At 50.7% G+C, this 11,515-nt stretch carries 10 protein-coding genes; 3 read left to right on the top strand and 7 right to left on the bottom strand.

The window, feature by feature from the left end:
- Positions 1 to 15: 15 nt before the first annotated feature.
- From ABD892_RS08920 to ABD892_RS08945, 6 genes are all read right to left on the bottom strand, one after another.
- Complete coding sequence (locus ABD892_RS08920) at positions 16 to 942, bottom strand: universal stress protein (RefSeq protein ID WP_345195183.1); 927 nt, start codon at positions 940 to 942, stop codon at positions 16 to 18.
- Positions 943 to 1,078: 136 nt separating this feature from the next.
- Positions 1,079 to 2,314: a glycosyltransferase family protein gene (locus tag ABD892_RS08925; protein WP_345195184.1), complete on the bottom strand. Its 1,236-nt coding sequence runs from the start codon at positions 2,312 to 2,314 to the stop codon at positions 1,079 to 1,081.
- Positions 2,315 to 2,402: 88 nt separating this feature from the next.
- Positions 2,403 to 3,491 carry a tRNA (uridine(54)-C5)-methyltransferase TrmA gene (trmA, locus tag ABD892_RS08930; protein ID WP_345195186.1) on the bottom strand — a complete coding sequence of 363 codons (1,089 nt, stop codon included), beginning with the start codon at positions 3,489 to 3,491 and terminating at the stop codon, positions 2,403 to 2,405.
- A 218-nt stretch (positions 3,492 to 3,709) separates the two neighbouring features.
- On the bottom strand, positions 3,710 to 4,999 hold the full coding sequence (locus ABD892_RS08935) for an NCS2 family permease (protein WP_345195187.1): 1,290 nt from the start codon (positions 4,997 to 4,999) through the stop codon (positions 3,710 to 3,712).
- A 192-nt stretch (positions 5,000 to 5,191) separates the two neighbouring features.
- Entirely contained in the window at positions 5,192 to 6,049 is an 858-nt protein-coding gene (locus tag ABD892_RS08940) for a peptidase associated/transthyretin-like domain-containing protein (protein WP_345195188.1), read from the bottom strand.
- Between the two features lie 265 nt (positions 6,050 to 6,314).
- On the bottom strand, positions 6,315 to 7,439 hold the full coding sequence (locus ABD892_RS08945) for a methyltransferase (RefSeq protein ID WP_345195190.1): 1,125 nt from the start codon (positions 7,437 to 7,439) through the stop codon (positions 6,315 to 6,317).
- Positions 7,440 to 7,580: 141 nt separating this feature from the next.
- On the opposite strand from ABD892_RS08945, the gene gorA reads away from it, so the two are divergent.
- On the top strand, positions 7,581 to 8,939 hold the full coding sequence (gene gorA / locus ABD892_RS08950) for a glutathione-disulfide reductase (RefSeq protein ID WP_345195191.1): 1,359 nt from the start codon (positions 7,581 to 7,583) through the stop codon (positions 8,937 to 8,939).
- A gap of 61 nt (positions 8,940 to 9,000) precedes the next feature.
- Here the strand turns inward: gorA and ABD892_RS08955 are convergent, their stop codons facing one another.
- A complete protein-coding gene (locus ABD892_RS08955) occupies positions 9,001 to 9,189 on the bottom strand; it encodes a hypothetical protein (RefSeq protein ID WP_345195192.1) in 189 nt (62 codons plus the stop codon).
- Between the two features lie 499 nt (positions 9,190 to 9,688).
- On the opposite strand from ABD892_RS08955, the gene ABD892_RS08960 reads away from it, so the two are divergent.
- Together ABD892_RS08960 and ABD892_RS08965 are read left to right on the top strand one after the other, a co-directional pair.
- Complete coding sequence (locus tag ABD892_RS08960) at positions 9,689 to 10,141, top strand: hypothetical protein (RefSeq protein ID WP_345195194.1); 453 nt, start codon at positions 9,689 to 9,691, stop codon at positions 10,139 to 10,141.
- Entirely contained in the window at positions 10,050 to 11,471 is a 1,422-nt protein-coding gene (locus tag ABD892_RS08965) for a hypothetical protein (protein ID WP_345195195.1), read from the top strand. Before ABD892_RS08960 ends, ABD892_RS08965 begins: the two co-directional genes overlap by 92 nt.
- Positions 11,472 to 11,515 lie beyond the last annotated feature (44 nt).

An 11,515-nucleotide genomic window follows, 5' to 3' on the forward strand; every position in this document is an offset into this window, starting at 1 on the left:
GCGACTTTTTAGGGGTCAGTGATCGGGCCTGGCAATTAACAGTGAACTTTTGACACTGGTTGCAACATTTTCAGCCGTATTGCCGATCATGAATTTTTCCAGACCGCGACGGGCATGCGTGCCCATGATCATTAAATCAACGCCCAGCTCTTCATCCAGCCGGCAGATTTCTTCCGATGCCCGCCCCCGGATCAGGTGGGCGGTCACGTTTTCGCCATGCTTCAAGCCCGCAGCGGATAACAGGTGCTGGAACCGCTTCATATGATCCTCTTTCAGGACATTTTCCAGTTGAGTATGCAAATTCGGTGGGGCATGGTGCCGGGCGCGTGTCATGTAGTCTTCACCGATCAGGCGCCAGGTGTGCACGGCATGGAGCTGGGCCTGCTGGAGTTCGGCCAGTTGCCTGCCCAGTTCCAGCAGGCGGATGTTAAGTAGCTCGTTATCGGGGTCGGTATCCACGGCAACCAGCAGGGTTTTGAGAGTCACCGGATGATCCGGTTGCTCCTCTGCCAGTAGGAGTACCGGGGCGACGGAAAGACGCAGAACATTGAGATCGTTGCCAGATAAACGACGTTGTCCGAGAAAGTGGTGGTATTCCGCGGATTTTACGACCAAGTCGACCTTGCGGTGTTGTATTTCACGGATGAGGCAGTCTATGGGGTTCCCCCAAACCAGGTCAGCGGTAGCGGTCAGGCCTTCCTGCTCCGCCTGCTCCAGGCAGGCGTCCAGAACGACCTGGCATTCCTGTGCCCGGCTTTTTTTCAACAGGCTGGTATCAAAAGGGATAGGCCCCACCAGCTGGGGGATGTTTTCTTCAAACACCATGAAGGTCAGGTGGGCGTTGCAGGTTTTGGCCAGTTGCAGCGACAGACTCAGCTGGCGTGGATCACAGACGGCTTCGGCACGAATAATGGGTACCAGTATTTCTGATATCTGTTGCATGGCGATGTTTCTCCCAAAATAACGGATAGAGATAGCAATACGTTTTTTGGGGATAAACATAGACCAGTGTGCCGCTGCCGGCCGGGAGAATCAGACCAGCAGCAGAAGGTGAGCTACATCCGGTCACTGGCGGAAGTTAATTATTTTCAACCTGTAACTGTTCAAGGATGGGGGAGCCGGCTCCGACGACCTGGTATCGGGTGGTTTGCAGGTGATCGGCAATCCGTTGCAGGGATTGCTCCGGCACTCCCAGCGTTTGGAATGACACGGTTTCTCGGTGTCTGGGCTGATCAATAGTGCGGTGGACATTATTGAGAATCTGCTGCCAGCTGGAAGCGCGGCTGGCGAGTCCTGCATCTATCAGAATATTGGTGTAGTCATCCGCTGCGACAAAGAGAACCGGTAATCCCTGCCAGGCAGCCTGAAAGCCGGTGGTGGACTTATGGGTGACAACCAGATCTGCCGCTGTTGCCAGCTGTGCGGTGGAAAGGGCGCCATCCCTGACGCTGACGTTGGTCAGCTTCAAGGCTGCTACGCTGCTTCGTTCAAGCTGGCCATCGGTTTTGGGATGCGGGGCGATCAGAACCTGAAGGTCGGGGCGTTCAGCCATGGCCTGAAGAAAAAGCTGCAACCAGTGTTCATACTCGTCGCCATAGCCACCGGTAAAGAGAATCACCGGGCGCTTGGGATCCAGGGCAAGGCGCTGTTTCTCCTGCACTGGATTTGCGACCAGAAAAACGATGTCCCATTGTTCCAGGGCAGGATTACCGCTGATCGATATTTGGCTGTTGGCGAAAGCGGGGAGCTTGCCTGCATCCACAGCCTGGTAGTGGCCGGGAAGAAGCAGTTCATCCACTCCGCTGGTTGTCTCCAGCCAGGGGACAGCAAATTGCGCCTGGCTGACCAGGTCGAAGTTATCATAAAACGCCATCGTGGTGGCGCCAGCGGTTTTGAAACGGTTGGCAAGCTGTGCCTGTATGGCATGGGACATGCCGGTAACGACGATGGCCGGACGCAATTGTGTGGCGATACGTTCGAGGGTTTCCTTATCGAGTCGTTGTGTTCTGTCGTTGGCCGCATTTTCCGACAAAGAGCCGAGCGTGTTGAGTCGGACAACCTCCTTCTGAGTGGTGAAAACGGTATCCGCCTGCCCCATGGTCAGTACCTGTGTGCTCAGGTTTCGACGGGCCAGTTCAGGTAAAAGGAGCTTGAATACCTGGCTTTCCCCCTGGTCATTGGCAATCAGTACGATATCGACGGTGTCGCCGGAGAGTGCCGGGTCGGATTCGGTTTGACGGGCGAATGAGCTGCAGCCCGTTGCCAGCAGACATGACAGGAATACGAAAAATGAGAGCGATAATCGTGTTTTCATTGGCCACCCCCTGGCAACAGAATCCTGATTATAGAATCAGACTGTGCCTGAAGGGGATGGTTTCATCGGTTTACGTTATCAGTGGGCTTTATTTACGTACCAGATAAACGCCACACTCCGCATGATGGGTATAGGGGAACTGGTCAAACAGGGCAAAACGTTCAATCCGGTGAGTCTGGCTCAGGGTGTCCAGGTTGGCCTGCAGGGTTTCAGGGTTACAGGAAATATAAATAATGCGCTCGAATCGCTGCACCAGGGCTTCGGTCCCCTTGTCCAGGCCGGCACGGGGCGGGTCGACCAGTACAGTGGAGAAGTCGTAGCTGTCCAGGTCGATGTTCTGAAGGCGTCGGAAGGGGCGTTCCTTGTTCATTGCCTGGGTGAATTCTTCACTGGACATCCGTACGATGTCAGCATTATCCACGCCATTCAGGGCAAAGTTGTGGTGTGCAGATTTCACTGAAGATTTGGAAATTTCAGTTGCCAGAACACGGCGGAACTGTTCGGACAGAACACAGGTGAAATTGGCGTTGCCGCAATACAGTTCCAGCAGGTCGCCAGTGCTATCCTTCGCAATATTGGCCGCCCATCCCAGCATTTTTTCGTTAATACCGGCATTCGGCTGGGTGAAGCTGTTTTCCACCTGCTGATAGCGCCATTGTTTGTCATTGACAGTCAGGGTTTCAGTGACGAAGTCCTGATCCAGCACCAGCTTCTGTTTACGGGCGCGGCCAATGATATGGATATTGAACTGTTCGCGCAGGGGGCGGACGGCCTCCAGCCATTGTTCATCCAGCTTCTTGTGGTAGATCAGGCTGACCAGGGCTTCACCGGTCTGTGTCGTCAGGAATTCTATCTGGAACAATTTGCGACGCAGGATCTCCTGTTCACACAATGCATCCAGCAAAGGCTGCATCAGGCTGTTAATACGCTCCGAGGCCACTGGGAAATCAGTCAGGAAAAACGGTTCGGATTTGTTGCCCGGCGCGAACATGGCGTAATGGGCCCGGTCATCCTGATGCCAGATGTGAAACTCCGTCCGCATGCGGTAGTGGGACGGGGATGAACGGAAGACTTCCAGTGCAGGGGGCGCAAAGGGAGCAAACATCGCCTCGATCCGGTCGGCTTTCTCCCGGAGCAGGTCATCATAGCGTTCAGGTTGTACGGTATCCGTCGACATCGGGCCTCGCCTGGAATAGGTAACAGGGGTAAAACGTATAGGGCGGGCATGATACCTGAGCAGGGTATAAAGAAAAGTCGGAGATCACCGGATGAGGGTGCGGTTAGCCTGTTGAAATGGGAAAGTAAAGGGAGTGGTGGGGTTGCGTATCAAGGCAGATAGCGGGGGCGTTCGCAGAGAAGAAGCGCCATCCTGTTGATGGATGGCGCTTCGCCTGATCAGAAGACCATGAACTTCACAATGAACAGTGCTGTCAGCACGACCATTGCCGGCGTGATTTCTTTCTGGCGACCACTGATCAGCTTGATGCCTGTCCAGGCGATGATGCCCAGGGCTATACCGGAAGCCACGGAATACGTCAGTGGCATGGTGATAGCGGCAACGCCCACGGGAGCTGCTTCGGTAATATCATCCCAGTCAATCTTGACCAGGCTGTGGGTCATCAGTACCGCAACAAAGAACAGTGCGGGAGCTGTTGCGTAAGCAGGGATTGCGCCCGCCAGCGGTGACAGAAACAGGCTGACAACAAACAGTAAGCCAACGACAACCGCCGTCAAACCAGTACGGCCACCTGCAGCAATACCTGCACCACTTTCAATATAGCTCGTAGTCGTGGAGGTGCCGAGCATGGAACCGGCGACAGTGGCGGTACTGTCAGCCATCAGGGCACGGTTAATGCGGGGCATGTTGCCGTCTTTATCCAGCAGGTTACCTTTCTGGGCCACGGCGATCAGGGTGCCCGAGGTATCGAACATATCCACAAACAGGAAGGAGAACACGATACTCACCAGGCCGATATCCAGGGCGCCGGCCAGGTCAAGCTGCATGAAGGTAGGTGCCAGGCTGGGCGGCATGGAGAAGATGCCGTTCAATTCGACATGGCCGGTGGCAATGCTGAGCAGTGTCACAGACAGGATACCGATCATGACGGAACCGGTAACGCCACGGAAATAAAGAGCTGCAATAACGACAAAGCCCAGGCAGGCCATGATCGCGTTCCAGCTGGTCATATCGCCCATGGAAACCAGTGTGGCGGGGTTATCAACGACAATGCCCGCATTTTGCAGACCCAGGAAGCCCAGGAAGAAACCGATACCGGCGCCGATACCACCGCGCAACGACAGAGGAATACTGTTAATGATCCATTCCCGGATGCGGAAGGCGCTCAGCAGGAAGAAGCAGATACCGGAGAAGAAGACAGCGCCCAGGGCAACCTGCCAGCTGTATCCCATCTGTCCGACAACAGTAAAGCTAAAGAAGGCATTCAGACCCATACCCGGCGCCATGGCAACCGGGTAGTTGGCATAAAAGCCCATGATAAAACAGCCAATGGCGGCGGCAAGACAGGTGGCGACGAATACGGCGCCGGAGTCCATGCCGGCAGCGGCCAACAGGCTGGGATTCACGAAAATAATGTAGGCCATCGTCAGGAAGGTGGTGAGGCCTGCGATCACTTCCGTTTTGACCGTAGTATTGTGTTCCTGGAGTTTAAATAAACGCTCAAGCATGGGATTCGTACGACAACTTCAGAAAGGGTGGTGAAGAAGGCGCGCAGTCTACACGAATCCCATGGGTCGTTAAAATATTTTGATCATTGAAACGGATTTTTTAAACGTTTTTTGTCTAAAGTCACGCTGTTCCAGAAAGTGTTGACCTGATGCAGAAAGCTGCCGGGTGGCTACTGGCTGTTTTACACCACGCTAGAGAAATACCATAAAAAAACCGAAGGGTAGAACGGCGGCAAACACGATGGCCACGGCTAATACAGCCCATACCACCGCTTCGGAACTATCATCATTGTGCGAGGCTTTTCTGAACTGATTTGATTGTGTCGTTTTTTGCGCTTCGTAGATGGTTCGGAAGGCCTCAGTGTTATCTTGAGGGTCAATATTGTCATGTGTGGCAGGCGTTTTTATCTGATTTAGAAAGTCGTTGAATGCATTGCCAGAGAGTTGGGTCAAGTTCGTCATCGAATGGGTGGTGCCCAGCCAAATACAGTCTGGCAGGCCATCCATGTTCAATTGATGTAACCCATACGCAGCATGGTCTTTATCAATATGACTGATGGATACAGTGAGCTGGTTTTCTAGCGTTAGAACGTTCAGCGTTTCATCCGCATAAATCTGACTGGTGAAGGACGAGCCAAGGGGGTTGGAATGGATTAGCTCAGCGATTTCATGGCGTGTTCGGCCAGGGCCTGTATAGCACTTCGGGGCGATAGTATTGAACGTTGTGTTGAAATCTGAAAATGATGAGTGGATAGATCCACCCTGAGCCTGCAGGTTTTGAAGGAGTGTTGGGAGGTTCAGGTCCTTGCCTTGCATCAGAAAAAGGAGCTGATCGGTGGGCTGCGTGGAGACCCCCTGCTTGGCTGTCATCGAAAACTCATGCATCACGTGCTGGGATAGGGTCTGATAGGCGGCGTCATCGTCAATGGCTAAGCAAACCAGCAGACGGGGTGTTTCAGGCTTTGGGTCAGAGTGAGCGACAGTGGCGAATTCCAGCGATGTGATGGTCAGTAAGAAAAGGTAACAGGCAGTCGTATAGCGATGATGCACGTAAATCTCCCATCAGCTTGACTAAGGGGGTGTCATGGCGTAGTTGATTTTATTTTTTGGTACGTTAGTTTTGCTTTCGGCTAGGTTAGTTCGTCCAGAGAGACTTGCCAGATTGAGCGACAAGCGGTCTTTTTAAGGGAGTGAAATGATGATCAAAAAAATATCAGTGCGCTGAAGCTCGCTAAAAAGGCGGGTCGGACGTAGTTAAACACATGCTATTCGAGAGGATATCCACAGTATCTGTGGATATCCTCTCGAATGCTGTTTAGCTGTGGCGTGTGCTGCTCAGGATGACGAACTTAGCGTCGCTGGCGACCAGCCGGTAACCACCAAACAGCTGTTTGAGGCGCGTGTGGTAGTTCAGGTGCCGGTTGCCGACAATGCGCAGTTCACCACCGGGTCTGAGCACATGGTGGGCCTGTTTGAACATGCGGCGTGCAATATGGTCGCCGATGGTTTCTCCCTGGTGAAAGGGCGGGTTACACAGTACCAGGTCGGCACTGTTGGCAGGAAAATCGGTCAGGCAGTCATTGGTGATAAAGCGACCTTTGTCCTCGGAAAGGTGGTTGGCTTGCCAGCTTTCCCGTGCGGACTGGACGGCCATGTAGGATTCGTCCACAAAGGTCACCGTGCTGTCCGGATGCCGGCTGGCTGCCGTCAGCCCGAGAATCCCGTTGCCACAGCCCAGATCCACAATGTTGTCGTAGTGTCGGTCATCCAGTAGGTGCTCAAGGAAGAATCGGGTGCCAATATCCAGTTTTTCTCTTGAGAACACGTTGGCATGGTTGATCGTGATCAGGTTGCCAGGCATTGAAAGGGTTTTGGGAAAACTGGACTTTGCAGGAGCAAAGCTTGAGTCGAACGTTACAAACGCCAGTCGCGCCTTCTTGCGCGCCAGCGAGGTACGTGTAGGTCCGAGCGTTTTTTCCAGCAACGACAGTGTCGAGGTGTGGATGTATTTCGCCATGCCCGCTGCAACAATCTGCGTATTTTCATGGATATGCGGGCGCAATCGCAGCAGCTGCTCTTCAAACCAGCTGAGGTTTTTGGGAAACCGGATCAGAACATGATCAAAGGTGCCTTGCAGAGGTTCTGTACTGGCCAGGCACTGGAAGCTGTCTGTAGCGATGCCATTGTGTTGCGCATTATGTATGGCACTCTGGTGTGCAAGCCATGAATCGCTGTAAAGTACCGGGCTATACGTTGCGAGATTCAGGGTCAATGCACCGAAACTGTCGTTGAGAATCATGACCCGGCCGGAGACGCCGGTCTCCCCGAGGTGTTCCAACAGGTACTCATCAGCGGCATCCCAGGCCCGCAGGGTTTCCCGGTTTCTCAGGGGTAGGCGTTGCAGGGTGAGTGACTGGAACGGGGTATTGAACTGCTGCATCTTAACTGGACATGAATCCGTATCATTTCAGACGAAACCAGCCGTACGACGGTACGTTCTACGACTGAATGAGACTGTTATTCTCTGGCGCCGAATGCGCCTCATGAGAAAAAGCCGCATTTTACCTTCAGGAGAGGCTGAATGAACAATAGAACCTATGATTTTGACCTGTTTGTCATCGGGGCGGGTTCCGGCGGCGTCAGGGCAAGTCGGATGGCAGCGGCCGAAGGCGCGAAAGTGGCTGTGGCTGAAGGGCGTTTCCTGGGAGGCACCTGTGTCAATGTGGGCTGCGTGCCGAAGAAGCTGTTTGTTTATGGCGCCCATTACCATGAAGACTTTGAAGATGCCAAAGGGTACGGCTGGACGGTGGATGGTGTCAGCTTTGACTGGCCAACGCTTCGGGACAACAAGACCCGCGAAATTGAGCGCCTCAATGGCATCTATGAAAACCTGCTGAAAAACGCAGGTGTTGAGTTGATTGCCGGTTATGCCGCACTGGTTGATCAGCACACGATCGCCGTCGGCGACAAGCGCTATACCGCAGAGCGTATTCTGGTTGCACCCGGTTCGAAAGCCTTTGTTCCCGATTTCCCGGGTTCAGAACACGCAATCACCTCGGATGAAGCCTTTTATCTGGAGACGTTCCCCGGGAAAGTCATTGTGGTAGGTGGCGGTTACATTGCCGTTGAATTTGCCGGTATCTTTGCCGGCCTTGGTGCCGAGACAGTGCTGTCTTATCGCCGTGACCTGTTCCTGCGTGGTTTTGATGGTGATATCCGTGAAACCCTACGCGATGAAATGCTGAAAAAGCATATCAATCTCAAATTCAACAGCACAATCAGCAAGATTGAAAAACTGGCCGATGGACAGCTGCAGGTGACCTGGCAGGACGGCACAACGGAAACGGCGGATACCGTCATGTACGCTACCGGTCGTGTACCCAACATTAAAGGCCTGGGACTGGAACAGGCCGGTGTGGCACTGGCGGACAATGGCGCCATCAAGGTGGATGATAACTTCCAGACATCAGTGCCCAATATTTACGCACTGGGTGATGTCATCGACCGTTTCCAGTTAACTCCGGTCGCATTGGCAGAAGCGATGGCATTGGTACGTCATCTGTACAAGGGGCAGCCAGTGGCGATGGATTATTCCAATATTGCCACTGCAGTCTTTAGTCAGCCGAATATTGGCACCGTTGGCCTGACCGAAGAGCAGGCGCGAGATCAGTACAGCAATGTGGTGATCTTCAAGACAGGCTTCCGCCACATGAAACACACCCTGAGCGGACGTGATGAGCGCGTGTTCATGAAGCTGGTGGTGGATGGCGACAGTGACCGTGTGCTGGGTTGCCACATGGTGGGCCCTGATGCCGGTGAAATTACCCAAGGGCTTGCGATTGCCCTGAAGGCTGGCGCTACCAAAGCGATCTTTGACCAGACTATCGGGATTCACCCGACCGCGGCTGAAGAGTTCGTGACTATGCGAACCCCCGCCTGAGCGTTAGCCTGAAACGAACAATGGGCAGCCTGATGGAACTGGCTGCCCGTTGTTTTGTGTATCACTGCTGCTTTTGTTCAGGCACTGTTTTGATCTGTGTGCGCAGGGCGCGCATTTCATCAGCAATCTGGCGACACTGGTGATTCACCAGCGCCATTCTATCTTCCAGCTCTGCCATACTGGCGGCCATCCGTGCCAAGTTGGAACGCAGACCCGACAGTTTTTCCAGCTGCTCAGCATCAATCATCATTTGTTAAGTTCCCTCTACCTGGTTGTCTTCCGTGACAGTTTAGAAAAATTCATAGAGTGTCTATGAAGCTTAGCAATGAATTATTTTTTTTATGTATTTTGTTTGAGATTTTCAGAAGAGTGCTGGGGAGATAAAAGTTTTTTGCTGGGGGCTGTTTGTTTTTGGTTATGTTGTTTTCAAGTTTTCTCATAAGTGTAGAAGGCGAAGTTATGTTAAAGGATGTAAATGGTTGTTATTGGTTTTTAGAATGTTTAATCCTCTTTTTTCTGAGATGCTGAGTTTGAATTTTCAGAATTTCAGCGTACTGACTTAATGATAGTTGAATGCCCGTATGTTAGTTGATGGCATAGAATGGTGTTTTGAATGGTTTTGGTGACGCTGAGGTCAGTGCAGCTAACAAAATAAATTAAGTTCAGTGTTTAATGTTGTCATTGTGATATAAATAAATAATTTAATTTTAATAAATTTTAGCGAAAATAGTTTAATGGAGAATGGTTCAATGGAAGGGGTATCAGCTAGGCAGAAAATAGTTGGAGCACAAGCGCAGGCAGGGGAAGGGCAATTAACTTCTTATTTGGAAGGGCGAAAAGTAGAGCTGATGCGTGACGTTACCAGAGCTATTTTTAATAATGGTTTACCCATTGATTGTTATATTGATACTTTGATTGAAGCTTCAAAGCTATCAAAGCTTTCCGCTGTTTCCTGTAGTGATGAAGAAAAAGTGTTGTTTGGCCTTTGGTATCATGGGGACTATTGCCCTTCTGAATATCCCCAAAGAATTGGAGACAGGATTGTAACACTAAAATGCTTCTGTGAAAAAGCGCATAGGGATTATCCAAGTCAAAAAGTTGGTGGGGTTTATGATGAAAATAAAAGGCTGTATCAAGAAAAAAGAAAAAAGAAAAAAGACGTCAGCAGTAACAGAAGCCGGTTTGTCGTTGGCGGCATGTAGCCTTATGGAGGCGGAAATGGATGCCGGTAAAGCCGAAGATGAATATAAAGAGGCTGCCAGATTGTTTCGTAAGGCAAGTGCAGAAAATAGATGTGTAGCGATAAAACGAATGCAGTCATGGTTGATTCAATATGCTTTTGCTAACGATGTTGTTACACGATGTGCATGGTTGGAAAAGATTAAAATAATAAAGTCGACGTTAGATAATAAATTTTCGGATCTATGGCAGCTGGTACTTATTGAAAGTGGTTTTTACCGGGGGAGTGAGGTGCTTGCTTCACCGTTCATTCTTCGGGACAGCCTTGCTGATTTTTGCTTTATAAATACCAAAATAAATGACTTTTACCCAAGATGTGCATTTGAGGATTGCATTTTACACTTTTCAAGAACAGATATTATTGCCAAACCGCTATATGGAATAGACTCGTTTAGTGTTTTGGGAAGTGACTATAGTATCTTAGTGAATGCTTTGCACAATGCCATTTTTAAAGACAGTACTAGAGAGAAGCACCATTCGGATGAAATCATCGATCATTTACGACAAGAGAGTGGTACCATGCCACGCTCAAGGAGAGTACGGCGTCAAAAACATACCGGAGCGCACACTGGAGCAGCGCAAGAGACGACAGTAGCAAGTTCATCGACTTTTCAAGTAGAAGCAACTGAGGAAGGGCTGTCCTTAGAGAAAAGTGCTTTGCGTGTTATTACCAAAAGAGCTGGGCTGCAAGCAACAAGTGCTACTTGGGATTTGTGTCCGGAAAGTGTTTTCCCTGAACCCGAAGATATTGAGACGGCAATAACGATATTGTTCAATATCATGACTTATAGAAACACGAAAGATAAAACGTTTGTATACAATAGGCCTAATTATAAGAAACGATTGGAAAAGTGTTACGACTTGCTGAAGAGTCGTTGTGATGATGAGAGTTTGCCTTTGACGCTATTTGGCTATATCCATTTTTTCTTGGGCTGGATGCATGAAGAAAAGTTAATCGCTGACTCGTCACCTGATGAGGCCGCCAGGTTTTATGAGAAGGCGACAAGTAAAAAACAGTTTTTTCCTTTGTTGAAACATGCCAGTGAAATTTATGAGAATATTGGTGATTTTAAAAATGCACATCGTTGTTTGTTTCTATTAAGGGAAGCGATTCAGGATATACAGAATGAGGAAAGGGCGGAGGAGTCTGTACCAGATTCCGAAGCAGCAGAAGGCATAGGAATACCTGAAGGCACGGAGGTGAAAATAGGTAAAACAATTAGCTATTTAAGTAGCGAGTTTCAGGATATATTGGAAACCCCCCTGTGCCAGCATAGTTGTCGCCTCTTCTGAAATTTCCAACTTAAACAGGGGGTGGTCAGTGAGTAATCAATGAC

It is taken from the genome of Kistimonas scapharcae (assembly GCF_039540975.1).
GTDB lineage: Bacteria > Pseudomonadota > Gammaproteobacteria > Pseudomonadales > Endozoicomonadaceae > Kistimonas > Kistimonas scapharcae.

Coding starts and splice junctions, on each gene's coding strand:
- ABD892_RS08920 (WP_345195183.1), bottom strand. CDS start 942: ATGCAACAGATATCAGAAATACTGGTACCCATTATTCGTGCCGAAGCC.
- ABD892_RS08925 (WP_345195184.1), bottom strand. CDS start 2,314: ATGAAAACACGATTATCGCTCTCATTTTTCGTATTCCTGTCATGTCTG.
- trmA (WP_345195186.1), bottom strand. CDS start 3,491: ATGTCGACGGATACCGTACAACCTGAACGCTATGATGACCTGCTCCGG.
- ABD892_RS08935 (WP_345195187.1), bottom strand. CDS start 4,999: ATGCTTGAGCGTTTATTTAAACTCCAGGAACACAATACTACGGTCAAA.
- ABD892_RS08945 (WP_345195190.1), bottom strand. CDS start 7,439: ATGCAGCAGTTCAATACCCCGTTCCAGTCACTCACCCTGCAACGCCTA.
- gorA (WP_345195191.1), top strand. CDS start 7,581: ATGAACAATAGAACCTATGATTTTGACCTGTTTGTCATCGGGGCGGGT.
- ABD892_RS08955 (WP_345195192.1), bottom strand. CDS start 9,189: ATGATGATTGATGCTGAGCAGCTGGAAAAACTGTCGGGTCTGCGTTCC.
- ABD892_RS08960 (WP_345195194.1), top strand. CDS start 9,689: ATGGAAGGGGTATCAGCTAGGCAGAAAATAGTTGGAGCACAAGCGCAG.
- ABD892_RS08965 (WP_345195195.1), top strand. CDS start 10,050: ATGATGAAAATAAAAGGCTGTATCAAGAAAAAAGAAAAAAGAAAAAAG.